The following is a 15,930-nucleotide window of genomic DNA, read 5'->3' on the forward strand; positions in this document are numbered from 1 at the left end:
ACACGCATGCGGGGGGCCGCCAGAGCGTTGCGCGTGGGGTTCGCGCTGCCGGCGCGGCCTCCATGGGGGTACGGGCTGCTGTGCGGGGCGGCCGTGTCGGGTCCGCTGTTCGCGGGGGTGACGGCCGGGGTGCCGCACGGGGGCGCGTTCGTGGCGCTCGGTGCGTACCTGACGGCCTTCGGCGACATGTACGGCAAGCCGTACGCGCAACGCGCCTGGAACCTGGTCGCCAAGCTGGTGCTGGTGCCGTCGGGGATGGCGCTGGGGATGCTGGTCGCGCCGTACCCGTGGTGGGGGGCCGTGGCTATCGGCCTGGTGGCGGCGGCGGCCCGGTGGCGGATCGTCGGGACGCCGCCCGCGATCGCGGCGGTTCTGGGCTTCTACCTGCACGCGCCGGTCGGGCCGTCAGGGCCGTTGGAGATGGCGCTGGGTGCGGTGTGGTTCTCCGTCCTCGCACTGGCTCCGTGGCCGGTGCGGCGGCTGGACCCGCTGCACGAGGCGCTGAGCGGGGCACGGGAGTCGCTGGCCTCGATGCTCGACGGCGTCGACCTGGACGACGAGGGGTGGGGGAAGCGCCGGGAACGCGCGTCGAAGGCGCTGGAGGCGGCGGGCACGGCGTCGGCCGCCTTCCACGCCGGTGAGGACAACACCCGCTCGGCCGACGCCTACGTGCGGACCCTCGTCCGCGTCTTCGTGGAGACGGTCACGCTGCGCGGGCTGCGCGCGCAGGCGGCGGAGGAGGACCGCCGCAGGGGCGACCGGGTCATGCGGGGGCTGGGGCAAGAGGATCCCCGCGGGGGTGACGACGTTGCGCGGGCTCGGCCGGACGTGGGGCGTGGCGGGGGTGACGAGGTCACGCCGCTTCTGGGGGACCGCGATCGTCGCGGGGGTGAGGAGGTCGTGCGGGCACTCGCCGTGGGGGATCGTTGCGGGATCGACGCGGTCGTACGGGCCCTGACCGTGGCGCTGCGCACGAAGACGCCGCAGGACGTGGAGGCGGCGCTGGCCGCGGCGGCGGCCTTCGGGGAGTACGTGGGCGAGCAGCGGGCCAGGATCGGCGCCGATCCGGCGTCGCTGCGGCGGATGGCGGTGCTGGGGCAGGTGCGGCGCTGCCTGGACCGGATCGTGGTGGGGGTGCGCGGGGTTGGGGTGTTCGCCGCGCGGGGGATCCGGGTGCCGGCCGTGGTTCCGAGGGCGTGGCGGCCGGTGGTGTGGCGGCCGATCTGGCGGGGCGGCCACGGCTGGTGGCGGCCGGCGCGCCTGCGCAGGGCGTGGCGGCGGGCGGCCCGTGTGCCCCGGCGGGCGTGGCGGGCGCTGCGGGCCGAGGGAACCGCCGAGCACCCGGGACGGCTGGGCATCGCCGTTACCGCGGCGATGACGCTCATGATCGGCACGCACGAGGTGTACGGCAAGTGGTTCGTGATCACCGTGATGCTGGCGCTGCGGTCGACGTACGGCGACACGGTGGAGAGGGTGGTCCTGCGGGTGGCGGGGACCGTGCTCGGCGCGGCCGTGGCCGCGGTGGTCCTGGCGGCCGTCCCGGGGCCGTACACGATCGCCGCGACCGTGCTCGGCTTCGCCACGGTGGGGTACGCGCTACGGGAGGTGAGCTACGCCTACTGGATGGTGTTCGCGACGCCGCTGGCCATGATGCTCGCCGACTTCTCCACCCCGCTCGACTGGCGGGCGGCCGGGGTCCGGGTGCTGCTGACCGTGGGAGGCGGCCTGCTGGCGCTGGCGGCGGCGCGGCTGCTGTGGCCGCGCAGTGAGAGGAGACGGCTGCGCACCCGTACCGCGGAGCTGCTGGAGCAGCACGGGGCGATGGTGGAAGCGGTGGGCGAGCGGGACCTCCACACCGTGGTGGAACACGCGGAAGCGGCGGGACAGGCCGCCGACGCCGTCACCGCGACGCTGGACAAGCTGGACAAGGAGCCGGGCGGACAGGTGCCGCGGGAGCTTCGGGAGGCGGTCACGGCGGCCCGCAGGCTGCGGGACGACGCGCTGGCGGTGGCGTCCGTGCTGCGCGGATCGGAGGTGGGCTCCGACGCCACGGTCGCCGTGCTGGACGCGGTGGCGGACCGGCTGGCGGCCGTGGCCGAGACCGTGCGCAGCGGCGAGCCCCCTCCGGAGGCGGACGAGCTGGAGGAACGGCTCACCGAGCTGGCCGGCGAGGTCACGTCGATCATCAAGGAGGCGGTGGCCAGGGAGGCCGCGAAGGAGGCGGCGGCCAAGGAGCACATTCCCCAGGAGAAGGGGCACGCGCCTCGGGAGGAGGCCGCGACGCCTTCCCATGCCGTGGACACCTCGGCGGTGCGCCGTCAGCTCCGGTTGACCGTGACGGCGCACCCCGCGCTGCGTTCCCTGTGCTCCGACGCCCTCGAACTGGCCCGCGAGGCCGCCGCGCCCCTGGGCCGGCGGGTCAGCGGGTGAGCGCGGTGTCCTCGGCGTCGGCCGCCTCGACCTCGTCCCGGGAGATGCCGAGCAGGTAGAGGATCGAGTCGAGGTACGGCGTGTTGACGGTCGTGTCGGCCGCCTGCCGCAGCACCGGCTTGGCGTTGAAGGCGATGCCCAGGCCGGCGGCGGCGATCATGTCCAGGTCGTTGGCGCCGTCGCCGATGGCCACGGTCTGGCTGATCGGCAGCCCCGCCTCCCTGGCGAACCGTTCGAGCGCCCGCGCCTTGCCGGGCCGGTCGACGATCTCGCCCGCGACCCGGCCGGTGAGCCGCCCGTCGATGATCTCCAGGACGTTGGCCGCGGAGTAGTCGATGCCGAGGTCCTCGACGAGCGCGTCGGTGATCTGGGTGAAGCCGCCGCTGACGATGGCGAAGCGGTAGTCGAGCCGCTTGAGCGTGCGGACGAGGGTGCGCGCGCCGGGCGTGAGCACGACCTCCTGGCGCACCCGCTCCAGCACGTCGGCCGGCAGCCCTTCGAGCAGGGCGACCCGGCGGCGCAGCGACTCGGCGAAGTCCAGCTCGCCCCGCATGGCCTCCTCGGTGACCCGGGCGACCTCGTCCAGGCAGCCGGCGTGCGCCGCGAGCAGCTCGATGACCTCGCCCTGGATGAGCGTCGAGTCGACGTCCATGACGACGAGCCGCTTGGCCCGCCGGGACAGGCCGGTGCGCTGCACGGCCACGTCCACCTGCTGGGTCGCCGCCTCGGCGGCGAGCTGGACGCGCAGCGCGTCGGGGTCGGCTCCGGAGACGGACAGCTCGATGCAGGTGACGGGCCACTGGGCGAGGCGCTCGATGCGGTCGATGTTGGCGCCCGCGGCGGCGATGCGGCCGGCGATGCCGGCGATGGCCGCGGGCTGGAGGGTGGCGCCGAGGACGCTGACCGACAGCCGGCCGCGGCGGCGCTTCTCCTTGGCCAGGGAGCCGGTGGAGAGCTCCACCTCCATGCCGAGGTCCTCGGCCACGCGCTCCACGGAGGTCCACAGGGCCCCGAGGGTGGTGCCCGTGCCGGTGGACGGTCCTCCGGCGTAGGCGACGAGCACGCCGAGGGTGAGCCGCCCCCGGATGACGACCTGCTCGATGTCGGAGACGGTCACCGGGAAGCCCGACAGGACGGAGAAGAGCCGGGAGGTGACGCCGGGCCGGTCAGGGCCGTTGAGAGTGATCAGGAGGGTCCGCTGGTCCACATCCAGTCACGCTACTGTGCCGCGCGGGGTGGACGCGGACCAGGGGTGGGTGTTCATGACGTGGATCACTGGCGTTCACCCGGCCAGCAGCAGGTGGGAGTCGCCGAACTCGTGCCACAGATACCCCTCCCGCAGCGCCGCCTCGTACGCCCGGGCCAGCGCCGTCCGCCCGGCGACGGCCGACAGCATCATGAGATGGCTGGAGCGCGGCTCGTGCAGCCCCGTGAGCAGGCCGGTGACGACGCGCACCCCGTCGTCGGGGGTGACGACGCGGCTGGTCCAGCCCGCCGACTCCGTGACCCGCCCGCCGGCGTCCACCGCGGTCTCCAGGGCGCGGACGACGGTGGTGCCGGCCGCGACGACCCGCCCGCCGTCGCGCCGGGTGAGGTTCACCAGCCGCGCGGTCGGCGCCGGCACCTCGTACCGCTCGGCGTAGGGCGGCTCGTCCTTCTCGGGTGAGGCGACGCCGGTGTGCAGGGTGACGGGCGCGATCCGCACGCCGCGCGCCACCAGCGCCGTCACGACCTCCGCGCTGAACGGCCGGCCCGCGCTGGGCATCTCGGCGCTTCCCGGCACGGTGGCGAACACGGTCTGGTAGGCGTCGATCGGCCAGTCCTCGGCCACGTACGAGTAGCGGATCGGCATGCCGTGCTCGCGTAGGTACGCCTCCACGTCCCGGTCGAGCCGGGCCCGCCACAGCCGGGGCGTCTCCCGGCCGAGCAGCCGCAGCGTTGCCCCTCCGGGCAGCGGCAGCCACTCGCCGGGCTCCCCTCCCGCGTACGGCTCGGAGGCGGCCCGCGTACGGCGGCGCAGCTCGACCAGCCAGGTGCCGTCCTCGCGCGCGGTGGAGAAGTGGACGGCGAGCCGGTCGAGCCGGACGGCGGCGGGCAGCGTGGCCGAGTTGTTGACCACGACGAGGTCGCCGGGTGCGAGCAGCGACGGCAGGTCCGTGAACCGGTGGTGGGCGGGCTCGTCGTCGCCGCGCGAGACGAGCAGCCGCACCCCGTCGCGGGCCAGGCCCCTGGCCTCGGGCGGCTCGTGCGCGGACAGGGCGTCGGGCAGGGCGAAGTCGAGGGTCGCGGTCACTGGAGGCTCACCCTTCCGCCGGCGGGCCGGGACGTGACCAGGTCGCGCAGCGCGGCGGCGACCTTGGCGGGGTCGGTGGCGCCGGCGGCCTCCTGCTCGCCCACGGCGTCGGCGAGCATGCGGGTGTTCATCTCGCCGGGGTCCACCCACCAGACGGCCAGGCCGGGCTCCTCGGCGGCCAGCACGTTGGAGAGCTGTTCCAGCGCGGCCTTGGTGGCGCCGTAGCCGCCCCAGCCGGGGTAGGCGCCCGTGGCGGCGTCGGAGGTGACGTTGACGACCGCGCCGCTCCGGCGGCGCAGCGCGGGCAGCGTGGCCTGGACGAGCGCGAGCGGCGCGGTGACGTTGGTCTCCAGCAGCAGCTTGAACGCCTCCAGCGAGTACGAGGCGAGCGGCGGCAGCGGCGTCACCCCGAGGTCGCTGGCGTTGTTGACCAGCAGGTCCAGCTCCGGCACGGCCAGCGACAGCCGCTCGACGTGCGCCGGGTCGGTCACGTCGCCGGCGATGGCGGTGGCGCCCAGCTCGGCGGCGACCCGGTCGAGGTCGTCCCGGCCGCGCGCGGTGAGCACGAGGTCCCAGCCGGCCTCCGCCAGCGACCGGGCCAGGGCCAGGCCGAGGCCGCGGGAGGCGCCGGTGATCAGTGCGGTGTTCGTCATGTCTCGACGGTAGGAAGGCGGCGCCCGTACGACATCGGGCCGCGGACCCGTCCAGGTCTGGGCACTTCGTCCTAGGACCTTCGCGGGAGGGACTCCGGTGAGGGGGACCCTAGAGTGGGTCTCGTGACGTCGGACCATGAGGAGATCCCGCAGGACAGCGGGGCTGTGGGGCCTGACCGCGAGGACGCCCCGCAGGAGGGTCCGGACCGCGAGGACGCCCCGCCGGAGGGGCTGCCCGCGCGGTCGTCGGACCGCGAGGAGATCCTGCAGGCCGTGAGCGGCGCCGTGCTCGCCGTCACCCGGCACCTGTCGGTGCGCGAGGTGCTCCAGGTCATCGTCCGTTCGGCGCAGCGGCTGCTCGACGCCCGCTACGCCGCGCTCGGGGTCCCCGACGAGGACGGCTCGTTCGCGGAGTTCGTCGCCGAGGGGCTGACCGACCGGCAGTGGGACGCGATCGGGCCGCTGCCCCGCCAGCACGGCATGCTCGGCGCGATGCTCCGCGACGGCGCCCCGGTGCGGCTGCCCGACCTGCGCGACGATCCCCGCTTCGAGTGGTGGCCGAAGGCGCACCCGGTGATGAAGGACTTCATCGGCGTGCCGATCCGCGACGGCGACGAGGTGCTCGGCATCGTCTTCCTGGCCAACAAGCGCACGCCGGGCGGTTTCACGGCGGCCGACGAGGAGCTGCTGACGCTGTTCGCGGCGCACGCGGCGATCGCGCTGACCAACGCCCGGCTGTACGAGCGCGGCCGCGAGCTGGCCATGCTGGAGGAGCGCAACCGGATGGCGCGCGAGCTGCACGACGCGGTGACGCAGAAGCTGTTCTCGCTGCGGCTGACGGCGCAGGCCGCCGCGACCATGCTGGAGCGCGCGCCGGACCGGGCGGCGGCCGAGCTGGAGCGCGTGCAGCGGCTGGCCGGCGAGGCGCTGGCCGAGCTGCGCGCGGTGATCGTCGAGCTGCGTCCGGCCGAGCTGGACCGCCACGGCCTGGCCGAGACGCTGCGCAAGCACGTACGGCTGCTGGACCGGCTGCACCCGGCGCGCGTGGTCTTCGACTGCGACGAGCCGCCGCCGCTCGACCCCGCCGTGGAGGTGGCGCTGCTCAGGGTGGCGCAGGAGGCGCTGCACAACGCGCTGCGCCACTCGGGCGCCGCCGAGGTGGCGGTACGGCTGCGCCAAGCCGGCGGCAAGCTCTCCCTGTCGGTCTCCGACGACGGCGGCGGCTTCGAGCAGGGCGGCTCGCGCGGCCTCGGCCTGGTGTCGATGCGGGAGCGGGCGGAGTCGGTGGGCGGGGTGATGACCGTGGACTCGGCGCCGGGCCGGGGCACGACGGTCCGCGTGGAGGTGGGCGTGTGATCCGGGTGCTGATCGCCGACGATCATCCGGTGGTGCGGCAGGGGTTGCGCACGTTCCTCGACCTGCAGGACGACATCACGGTCGTGGGCGAGGCGGGCGACGGCGAGCGGGCCGTCGAGCTGGCCGCGGAGCTGACCCCCGACGTGGTGCTGCTCGACCTGCGGATGCCGGTGCTCGACGGGCTGGGCGCGCTGGAGCGGCTGTCCGGCTCGCCCGCCCGGGTGCTGGTGCTCACGTCGGTGAGCGACCGGTCGGACGTCGCGCCGGCGATGCGGGCGGGCGCGGCCGGGTTCCTCTACAAGGACGTGGACCCGTCGGCGCTGGCGCAGGCCGTGCGGGCGGTCCACGGCGGCCAGGTGCTGCTCGCGCCCGAGGCGGCCGAGGCCATGCTCGGCGCGGCCGCGGGCGCCCACGCGGGCGGCGGGGGAGGCGTGCCCGGGCCGGCGCCGCTGACCGAGCGGGAGCGTGAGGTGCTCGCGCTGATCGCGGCGGGCCGCTCCAACAGGGAGATCGCCCGGAGCCTCGCCGTGGCCGAGAAGACGGTCAAGACCCACGTGTCGAACGTGCTGATGAAGCTCGGCGTGCAGGACCGCACCCAGGCCGCGCTGTACGCGGTGCGCCACGGCCTGGCCTGACCTCCCGCCGGAGGGGCTACGGCCGGTCGGGCGACGGCTCCAGGATGGCGTGGCAGGAGGCCACGAGCGCCCGCCGTACGGCGTGGTCCAGCTCGCGGAGGGCGGCGTCGCGGGCGGTGACCTGCCCCGAGGTGAGCCCGCGCTCCCCGGCGAGCCGCAGCACCGTGGCGAGCCGGGCGGCGAGCGAGGCGACGCGGTGTGCCCGGGCCGGGTAGCCCGGCGCCAGCTCGCCTCCCCCGGCTCCGAGCCGGTCGGGCCGGACGGGCGCGGGGCCGTCGACCCCGGCGAGCACCTCGGTGGCCGCGCGCATCGCGCCGGACAGCTCCCGCTCGGCCTCCGCCACCGACGGCAGGTCGTGCCGTACGGGCCCCGCCTCGTGCACCGACATCCGCACGCCCACGTACGACGAGCCGCGCCGGTCGGTGAAGGGCACCAGCCCGAGGCGCCGCTCGGGCAGCACGGCGATGACCGCCTGGCGCGCCTCGACGGCCGCGGCGTTGAACTCGGGCGGACCGGACAGCCCGAGCGGGTCGCCGGGCGCGGGCAGCGCGAGCCGGAACTCGCTCAGCCCGTCGCCGCGCAGGTCGGCCAGGTGCCGGCGCAGCGTGACCTCGCCCAGGACGGTGGGGCCGCCGGCGCTCTCGACCCGGTCGGCGGCCTCGTCGAGGCCGACGTGACCGGCGAGCCAGGCGTTGCCCCAGGCGACCATGACCCGGCAGACAGGCGATTCAGGGTGCACCGGTCCACGATATGCGCTCGCCCTGCAATAGGTTTGTCCCGAGCGTTCTCCTAAAGGAGGGATCCGGGGATGGGTGGTCAGGTGCTGCGGCTCCAGGACGTCGTCGTCAGGCGCGACGGAGCGGCCCTGCTGCGCGGCATCGACTGGACGGTCAACGAGGACGAACGGTGGGTGGTGATCGGGCCCAACGGCGCGGGCAAGACCACGTTGCTGCAGGTGGCGGCCACGCTGCTGTTCCCGACCGAGGGCGTGGTCGAGGTGCTGGGCGAGCGGCTCGGGCAGACCGACGTCTTCGACCTGCGGCCGCGGATCGGGCTGGCCAGCTCCGCGCTGGCCGAGCGCATCCCGCCGGAGGAGAAGGTCATCGACCTGGTGCTCACGGCCTCGTACGGGATCATGGGCCGCTGGACGGAGGAGTACGACTCCAACGACGTGACCCGGGCCGTCGAGCTGATCGACATGTTGGGGGCGGCGCACCTGATCCGCCGCCGGTTCGGCACGCTGTCGGAGGGCGAGCGCAAGCGGGTGCAGATCGCCCGCGCGCTGATGCCCGACCCGGAGATGCTGCTGCTCGACGAGCCCGCCGCGGGCCTCGACCTGGGCGGCCGGGAGGACCTGGTGCGCCGGCTGTCGGTGCTGGCCCACGACTACCGCTCGCCCACGCTGGCGCTGGTCACGCACCACGTCGAGGAGGTGCCGGCCGGGTTCACGCACGGGCTGCTGCTGCGCAACGGCTCGGTGGTGGCGCAGGGGGCGCTCGACGACGTGATGACGGCCGACAACCTGTCGCAGACGTTCGGGGTGCCGCTGACGCTCGACCGCAGCGCGGGTGGCCGCTGGTACGCGCGCGCCCTGTGACCCGGCACCCCAGCGCTTCCGCGCGGGGGCGGGCCCTCTAGGCTCGGGCGGGTGATGTTCTGGGAAGGGGTCGCGGTCTGCGCGGCCGGTGTCGCGGCAGGGGCCATCAACGCGGTCGTCGGGTCCGGCTCGCTGATCACCTTCCCCACCCTGGTCGCCGTGGGCGTCGATCCGGTCGTCGCCAACGTCTCCAACAACATCGGCCTGGTGCCGGGCTCCTTCACCGCCGCCTACGGCTACCGCGAGGAGCTCAAGGGCCAGCGCGAGCGGCTGCTGCGGCTGGCTCCGGCCTCCTGCCTCGGCTCGCTCATCGGCGGGATCCTGCTGCTGTTCCTCGACCGGGGCGTGTTCCAGGTCGTGGTGCCGGTGCTCATCGCGCTGGCGTGCGTCCTGGTCGTGATCCAGCCCAAGCTGAACGGCTGGCTGGCGGCGCGCCGCGAGCATCCCCATCCGCACGGCGGGATCGCGCTCTGGCTGGGCGTCTTCGCCGCGGGCGTGTACGGCGGCTACTTCGGCGCGGCGCAGGGCGTGCTGCTGATCGGCCTGCTCGGCAGCTTCCTCGACGACGGCATCCAGCGGGTCAACGCCGCCAAGAACGTGCTGTCGCTGGTCGTCAACGCCACCGCGGCCGTGCTGTTCCTCTTCATCGCTCCCATCGACTGGTGGGCGGTGCTGGCGGTCGCGCTGGGCGCCACGGCCGGCGGCTTCCTGGGGGCCCGGATCGGGCGGCGCATCCCGGCTCCGGTGCTGCGGGGGATCATCGTGGCGGTGGGGATCGTCGCGATTATCAAACTGGTGTACGGATAATTTCTCAGCTTTTTGGGCATAAATCCGTACATGAAGGGTGATCGGGTGGAGATCGTCATCGATGCGGGGGGCACCCCGCGCACCTACGAAGTGGTCGCCACCCGTGCGGGCCGCCGCGTCGAGGTGGCCACGCGCCGGGGCCTGGTCGAGGTCAGCGAGGTCACGCGCGGCGGCACGGCCGTCCGGACCGCGCGGTTCATGTCCAGCCGCATCCTCGCCCTGGTGGAGCACCCCGCCGACGAGAACTCCGCGCGGCGGTACGCCGGGGACGGCGGGGGCGAGGACTGACGGCGTAAGCAGCAGGGATCGTCAGCGGAAGTCGGCGGCGTGGTCCCGCGCCCATTCGTGGAACGTCAGCGCCGGCCGGCCCAGCAGCCGCTCCACCGTGTCGGTGACCTTCTCCGGCGCGGTCACGAACGACTCCCACCCGCGCAGCGCCGACTCCACGAAGCCGGGGTCGCCCCAGGCGGCGGTGAGCACCTGGCGCGCCTCCTCCGGCGGCATGTCCTCCCAGCGCACCTCCCGCCCGACCGCCTCGCCGATGACGCGCACCTGCTCGGCCTGTGTCAGCCGCTCCGGCCCGGTGATCACGTACGCCGCCCCGGCGTGGCCGCCGGAGGTGAGCACGTGCGTCGCGACCGCCGCGATGTCCTTCTCGTGGATGAGCGAGCGGGAGGCCGCCCCGTACGGCCAGCGCACCACGCCCTCCCGGATCTGGTCGGCCCAGCCGAGCGTGTTGACGGCGAAACCGCCGGGGCGCAGGAAGGTCCAGGTCATGCCGGTGCGCTTGATGAGCCGTTCGATCCGCTGGTGGAAGATCGTCGGCTCGTCGTCGTCGCCGGCGCCGGGCACGTCCGCCGACAGGTAGACGACACGGCGGGCGTGCTTGGCGACGGCCTCCACCACGGGCTCGGCCGTCTCGGCGGCGAACCCGGGCCAGACCAGGAAGACGGAGTCCACGTCGCGCAGCGCCGGCTCCAGCGTCTCGGGGGCGGTCAGGTCGCCGGCCACCACCTGGACGTTCTCGGGGAGCCTGGCCCGGGACGGGTCGCGCACCAGCGCGCGGACCGGGATCCCGGCCTGCGCGAGCTGGGAGACGACGTGTTTGCCGACGTTGCCGGTCGCACCGGTCACGAGGATGTTGTTCATGCCTCCGACCGTAGAACCTCAAGCTAGGTTCAGATCAAGCCCGGCCGTACCTGGATCGTGCCGTCCTTGCGCACCCGCGCCTCGAACGCCGGAGCGGGGGCCGTGGCCGGGCCGTGCTTGACCGAGCCGTCCTCCAGCCGGAACGTGCTGCCGTGCCAGGGGCAGACCACGCAGACCTCGCCGTTCTCCGAGACCAGCCGGCCCTGGTGGAGCGGGCCCGCCAGGTGGGGACAGCGGTCGGCGAGCACGGTGACGGCCTCGCCCCGCCGCAGCACGAAGAGCTGGATGTAGCCGAGCCGGCGCGCGACCGGCCGGCCGTCGGGCAGGTCGCTGAGCCGGCACAGGTCGTGCCAGCCGAGCGGCACCAGGTGGGCCACCTGCGGCGCGTGGTTGGCGCCGGCCGCCTGCCGGTAGGCCATGTGGCCGCCCAGGTAGGCGCCGAGGCTGCCCACGCCGAGCCCGGTCCACGACAGGACGCGCCCGACGCGTTCGCGGCCGGCCACGCGGGTGGCCAGCGAGGCGGTGAACAGGCCGAGGGCCGTCACGTTCGCCAGCATGTGGACGAAGCCCACGCGCTGCTGCTCGCGGTGCAGCGAGGACCAGTCGGTCAGGCCGGCGGCGGCCGTGGGGAGCGCGTTGCCGATGCCGACGGCGAGCAGCAGCCGGGCGGCCCGGGGGTCGATGGTCGTGAGGTCGAGCACGCCGGCCGAGGCCCAGCAGCCCAGGCTCACCGTCGCCAGCGGCGGGTGCAGGGGTTTGCCCGTGGGGACGCCGTGCAGCACGTCCCGCAGCAGGCCCGGCCGGATCCGGTCACGCACGGCCTTGGCCAGCCTCTGGATGGGCTTGTCCATGGCCTTGGACTTCTCGAGCCGGTCGGCCAGGTCCAGCGGTCCCCCCAAAACACGCATCTGCCTACGTCTCGGTCGTACTATCTCTTTCACGACAAGTCCCCTACCCCAGGGGTGAGGGCATCACTCGGAGAGGTGACCTCTCGCGACGGACAGCTCGACCAGCTCCATGGCGTACGAGCCCAGCGACGGCGAGCCCTCCTCGATGAGCCGCACCTTCTCCTTGACCTGCGACGCCGTGACCCGGAACAGCGGCCACGTGCCGCCCTCGGTGTTGTGGTTGGCCAGGATCGGCGCGAAGCGGTCGAGCGCCTTGGCGAACCTCGCCTCGGGGGTCTCCCGCGCCTCGAACTCCTCCCACAGCTCCCGCATCGACGCCGCCTGGTCGCCCGGCAGCAGCGCGAAGATCCGCTCGGCGGCGGTCCGCTCGGCCTGGGCCTGCGCGGCCACCGCCACCGGGTCGTAGATGAAGGTGTCGCCGGCGTCGATCTCCACGAGGTCGTGCACCAGGAGCATGGCGATCACCCGTTGGATGTCGGTGCCGGGTGGGGCGTGCTCGGCGAACACGAGGGCCAGCATGCCTACGTACCAGGAGTGCTCGGCGTCGTTCTCCCGCCGCGAGCCGTCCATCAGCAGGTTGCGGCGGATGACCCGCTTCAACTTGTCGATCTCGACGGCGAAGGCGATCTGGGCGGTCAGGCGGTCCTCTTCTGGTGCGATAGTCACGCGCGACACCTTAATGTGCGGTGATCACCCCAGTTGGCAAAATCGTGACCGGCACCCCGTTGAACACGGCATTTCCGGAAGGAAGATCGATCGCCGTTTCGTCCGTGAGGGTGTTGGCGCTGACCCCGGCGTGCTCGGCGGCCACCGCCTGCGCGCTGCCCGCGTGCCCCCAGCCGTGGGGCAGCGAGACCACGCCGGGCATGATCGTGTCGGTCGGCTCCAGCGGCACCGTGAGCTCGCCCCGGGCCGAGCGCACCACGGCCGTGCCGTCCAGGCCGAGCCGGGACACGTCCGCCGGGTTGATCTGCAGCGTGCAGGTGTTGCTGCCGCCCACCAGCGGCGCGACGTTGTGCATCCAGCTGTTGTTCGAGCGCAGGTGCCGGCGGCCGATCAGCACGATCTCCGGCGGCTCCTCCTCCAGCCGCCCGCGCAGCCGCTCGACGTCCTCCAGGAGCTGCGGCGGGGCCAGCTCCACCATGCCGGACGCGGTCCTGAGCACCTCGGGCAGGCGGGGCTCCAGCGGTCCGAGGTCCAGCCCGTGGGGGTGGTCGAGCAGCTTGCGCAGCGACAGGTCGCCCTTGCCGGCCCACACGCCGTACGGGCCGAGCCGCAGCATGAGGTCCAGCCGGCGCTCCGCGCCCGTCTGGCCGTCCAGCTCGGCCCTCAGCTCGGCCACGTCGCGGCCCTCCACGGCGGACCCCGGCGTCTCCACCGCCCTGGCCAGCATCCCGCCGATGACGAACTCGTCCAGGTCCCCCTCAAGCCCGGAGGCGATCCCCGCGAGCCGCGACAGGATCAGCGCCTCCGACGGCCGGCCGTCCAGCGGCAGCGACGGCGGCGAGTACCGCGCGTAGTTGCGCACGGCCAGGCCGAGCAGCGCGAAGTCGTAGTGGCCGGACTGGAGCACGCGCGGCGGCGGCAGGATGACGTGCGCGTGCCGGGTGGTCTCGTTGAGGTACGGGTCGACGCTCACCATGAAGTCGAGCCCGGCGAAGGCCGCGTCGAGCCGGTCGCCGTGGGGCGCCGACAGCACCGGGTTGCCGGCCACGGTCACCATCAGCCGGATCCGGCCCTCGCCCGGCGTCTCGATCTCGTCGGCCAGGGTGGCCACCGGCAGCTCGCCGTTGGCCTCGGGCAGGCCGCGGACGCGGCTGCGCCACCGCCCCACCGTGTACGGCCGGCGCCGCCCGGGGGACTCGGTGGCCGCCTTGGGGAACATGGCGCCGCCCGGCCGGTCGAGGTTGCCGGTCAGCACGTTGAGCACGTCCACCAGCCACTGGGCCAGCGTGCCGAACTCGGTCGTGCAGGTGCCGATCCGGGCGTACACCGCGGCGGTGGGCGCCGCGGCCAGCTCCCTGGCCAGCCGTACGACGACGTCGGCCGGCACGCCCGTACGCCGGGCCACCGCCTCGGGCGGGAAGTGCTTGGCCGCCTCGCGCACCTCGTCCAGGCCGCCGACCGGCTGCGCCACCCGCGTCAGGTCCTCGGCGAACAGCGTGTGGACCAGGCCGAACAGCAGGTAGGCGTCGGTGCCGGGCCGGACGAACACGTGCTCGTCGGCCAGCGCGGCCGTACGCGTGCGGCGCGGATCGACCACCACGAGCCGGCCGCCCCGCGCGCGCAGCGCCTTCAGCCGGCCGGGGAAGTCGGGCGCCGTGCACAGCGAGCCGTTGGACTCCAGCGGGTTGGCGCCCAGCATGAGCAGGAAGTCGGTGCGGTCCAGATCGGGCACGGGGATGGCCAGCGGGTGGCCGAACATCAGGCCGCTGGCCACGTGCTTCGGCATCTGGTCGGCGGTGCTCGCGGTGAAGACGTTGCGGGTGCCCAGGGCCTTGATGAGCGGACCGCCGTAGAGGGAGCCGGCCATGCTGTGGACGCTCGGGTTGCCCAGGTAGATGCCGAGCGCCTGCCGGCCGTACGTCTCGACGACCCGGTCGAGGTTCGCCTTGACCAGGTCGAACGCCTCGTCCCAGCCGGCCTCGCGCCACAGGTCGCCCTCGCGGATCAGCGGCCGGCGCAGCCGGTCGGGGTCCTCGTCCAGGCGGCCCAGGCTGGCGCCCTTGGGGCAGATGAAGCCGCGGCTGAACGGGTCGTCCACGTCGCCGCGGACGCGGGTGACGTGCCCGCCCTCGTCGAGGGTAAGGGTCAGGCCGCACACGGCCTCGCACAGGGGACAGGTCCGGTGGACGGTCGTCATCGCCACTCCTGGGTTCGCGGACTGAACTCATCTTGGCTCGTACCGACCGGAGGGGGAAGCCCCGGAGCCCCCGCGATCTCCGGGGCTTCGGCCAGGGAACGCCCGGCGCGGTGGGCGCTCCCTGGGCTCATCGGGCGGGTCAGGCCGCGATCAGGGCCCGTTCGCGCGGGAGGAGATCAGGCGGCTCCTCTAGGTCGTGGCGGAGCGCCATCCAGGCCCGCCTGCCGTACAGGCGCTCCAGGCCGGGCGGCAGCGCGCCCGGCAGCTCCTCGCGCCGCACGACCTCGACCACCACGAGCTGGGCCCACCGGCGGTGCCGGTAGACGTTCGCGCTCCTCGCCCAGCACGCCGCGGCGATCTCCTCCGCGTACGCCTCGAACTCCGCGGCGCTGATGCCGGCCCTCGTCAGGATCAGTGCCTTCTCGCCGGTGCGCGTCGGCGTGATCCACAGCACCAGTGGAATCCGGCCGGAGCGGGTGTGCATGGTCGTCTCCAGGCAGGTCCGCTGGAGGCGGTGGCGGGAGACCACGCACCAGAAGTGCGCCACCGCCCAGTTGCGGCCCGTCCGGGTGACGGCCGGCGCGGAGACCGCCCCGGCCAGCACGGCGAACGGGGTCCAGTGGCCGCCCCGCACGGCGGCCGGCAGCGTGAGCGCGACCAGGCCGAGCAGCGCGAGCAGCAGCAGCTCGGTGCGCCAGCGCCAGAACCGGGCCAGGAGGCCGCCGCGGCCCGCGGCCGGCAGGTCCTCGTTGGCGGGATAGATCTGGTTGCGAGGGTTGCGCGGCATGCTCACGACACCTCCTCGGCCACCTTGGCGGGAAGCGTGAGCTGGTCGAAGCGCGGGTCACGGTACACGCGGCAGCCGAACCCGGCGCGGTTCACGGTCCAGCCCCGCCGGTAGGCGAACTCGTCGGGCTCCATGCAGATCTCTCGGTCGGCCCAGGCGATGAGTTCCCGGATCCGGGACTTGATTCGGCTGAGTCCCTTGGTACCTTGTGGGTACATAGAAGACCCCCTTTCGCGGCATTACTCGAGGTGGCTTCTCAAGCCGGACTGCAGGCTGGTGACCGCGTCGTCGCAGGGTGGCAGCCCATATGCGGCAATCGGTGCCCGGCCTGGGTCCGGCTCTTCGGTGCTCCCCTGACCTGTGCTCGGATGAGCGGCGCTCGTGGCGGACGGCCGGGCGGAGCTGCGTGCGCGGCGTTCTCTCAGACGGTTGCGGGACCCTTTCGGCAAGCG

At 74.1% G+C, this 15,930-nt stretch carries 16 protein-coding genes; 6 read left to right on the forward strand and 10 right to left on the reverse strand.

The annotated features are described in order from the left end of the window. Positions 1–33: 33 nt before the first annotated feature. Complete coding sequence (locus HTZ77_RS48260; protein ID WP_175591044.1) at positions 34–2,430, forward strand: FUSC family protein; 2,397 nt, start codon at positions 34–36, stop codon at positions 2,428–2,430. Here the strand turns inward: HTZ77_RS48260 and serB are convergent. The 3 genes from serB to HTZ77_RS19530 all read right to left on the reverse strand — a co-directional run bounded on the left by serB (position 2,420) and on the right by HTZ77_RS19530 (position 5,376). Next, on the reverse strand, positions 2,420–3,637 hold the full coding sequence (gene serB, locus HTZ77_RS19520) for a phosphoserine phosphatase SerB (RefSeq protein ID WP_175591045.1): 1,218 nt from the start codon (positions 3,635–3,637) through the stop codon (positions 2,420–2,422). The genes HTZ77_RS48260 and serB overlap by 11 nt on opposite strands. Before the next feature lie 75 nt (positions 3,638–3,712). Continuing rightward, on the reverse strand, positions 3,713–4,723 hold the full coding sequence (locus tag HTZ77_RS19525) for an S-adenosylmethionine:tRNA ribosyltransferase-isomerase (RefSeq protein ID WP_175591046.1): 1,011 nt from the start codon (positions 4,721–4,723) through the stop codon (positions 3,713–3,715). After that, positions 4,720–5,376, reverse strand: coding sequence for an SDR family NAD(P)-dependent oxidoreductase (locus HTZ77_RS19530; RefSeq protein ID WP_175591047.1), 657 nt, complete (start codon positions 5,374–5,376; stop codon positions 4,720–4,722). The genes HTZ77_RS19525 and HTZ77_RS19530 overlap by 4 nt, the downstream gene beginning before the upstream one ends. Before the next feature lie 123 nt (positions 5,377–5,499). Here HTZ77_RS19530 and HTZ77_RS19535 point away from each other — a divergent pair, with 123 nt between their 5' ends. Together HTZ77_RS19535 and HTZ77_RS19540 are read left to right on the forward strand one after the other, a co-directional pair. After that, a complete protein-coding gene (locus HTZ77_RS19535; RefSeq protein ID WP_328808660.1) occupies positions 5,500–6,732 on the forward strand; it encodes a GAF domain-containing sensor histidine kinase in 1,233 nt (410 codons plus the stop codon). Next, complete coding sequence (locus HTZ77_RS19540) at positions 6,729–7,367, forward strand: response regulator (RefSeq protein WP_175591048.1); 639 nt, start codon at positions 6,729–6,731, stop codon at positions 7,365–7,367. The genes HTZ77_RS19535 and HTZ77_RS19540 overlap by 4 nt, the downstream gene beginning before the upstream one ends. Positions 7,368–7,383: 16 nt before the next feature. Here HTZ77_RS19540 and HTZ77_RS19545 read toward each other — a convergent pair whose 3' ends face one another. After that, positions 7,384–8,076, reverse strand: a complete 693-nt coding sequence (locus tag HTZ77_RS19545; RefSeq protein ID WP_175591324.1) for a hypothetical protein — start codon at positions 8,074–8,076, stop codon at positions 7,384–7,386. 99 nt (positions 8,077–8,175) lie between these two features. Here HTZ77_RS19545 and HTZ77_RS19550 point away from each other — a divergent pair, with 99 nt between their 5' ends. From HTZ77_RS19550 to HTZ77_RS19560, 3 genes are read left to right on the forward strand one after another with little or no spacing between them, the layout of a single operon-like run. Then, positions 8,176–8,964 carry an ABC transporter ATP-binding protein gene (locus HTZ77_RS19550; protein ID WP_175591049.1) on the forward strand — a complete coding sequence of 263 codons (789 nt, stop codon included), beginning with the start codon at positions 8,176–8,178 and terminating at the stop codon, positions 8,962–8,964. Positions 8,965–9,018: 54 nt separating this feature from the next. After that, the gene (locus HTZ77_RS19555) at positions 9,019–9,771 is read left to right on the forward strand and encodes a sulfite exporter TauE/SafE family protein (protein WP_205302911.1); all 753 of its coding nucleotides are present in this window, start codon (positions 9,019–9,021) and stop codon (positions 9,769–9,771) included. A 30-nt stretch (positions 9,772–9,801) separates the two neighbouring features. Continuing rightward, positions 9,802–10,059 carry a hypothetical protein gene (locus HTZ77_RS19560; protein ID WP_175591051.1) on the forward strand — a complete coding sequence of 86 codons (258 nt, stop codon included), beginning with the start codon at positions 9,802–9,804 and terminating at the stop codon, positions 10,057–10,059. Between the two features lie 21 nt (positions 10,060–10,080). Here the strand turns inward: HTZ77_RS19560 and HTZ77_RS19565 are convergent, their stop codons facing one another. From HTZ77_RS19565 to HTZ77_RS47530, 6 genes are all read right to left on the reverse strand, one after another. Then, complete coding sequence (locus tag HTZ77_RS19565) at positions 10,081–10,920, reverse strand: NAD(P)H-binding protein (protein ID WP_175591052.1); 840 nt, start codon at positions 10,918–10,920, stop codon at positions 10,081–10,083. A gap of 29 nt (positions 10,921–10,949) precedes the next feature. Further along, positions 10,950–11,828, reverse strand: coding sequence for a Rieske 2Fe-2S domain-containing protein (locus tag HTZ77_RS19570; RefSeq protein WP_175591053.1), 879 nt, complete (start codon positions 11,826–11,828; stop codon positions 10,950–10,952). Positions 11,829–11,891: 63 nt separating this feature from the next. Then, positions 11,892–12,503 (reverse strand): HD domain-containing protein, encoded by a 612-nt coding sequence (locus HTZ77_RS19575; protein WP_175591054.1) that lies wholly within the window; start codon positions 12,501–12,503, stop codon positions 11,892–11,894. A gap of 1 nt (position 12,504) precedes the next feature. Beyond that, positions 12,505–14,691, reverse strand: a complete 2,187-nt coding sequence (locus tag HTZ77_RS19580) for a molybdopterin-dependent oxidoreductase (protein ID WP_175591055.1) — start codon at positions 14,689–14,691, stop codon at positions 12,505–12,507. Between the two features lie 139 nt (positions 14,692–14,830). Beyond that, entirely contained in the window at positions 14,831–15,478 is a 648-nt protein-coding gene (locus HTZ77_RS19585; protein ID WP_175591056.1) for a hypothetical protein, read from the reverse strand. A gap of 2 nt (positions 15,479–15,480) precedes the next feature. Then, entirely contained in the window at positions 15,481–15,612 is a 132-nt protein-coding gene (locus tag HTZ77_RS47530; RefSeq protein WP_268960044.1) for a hypothetical protein, read from the reverse strand. Positions 15,613–15,930: the final 318 nt, after the last annotated feature.

It is taken from the genome of Nonomuraea montanisoli (genome assembly GCF_013363975.1).
GTDB classification, from domain to species: Bacteria; Actinomycetota; Actinomycetes; order Streptosporangiales; family Streptosporangiaceae; genus Nonomuraea; species Nonomuraea montanisoli.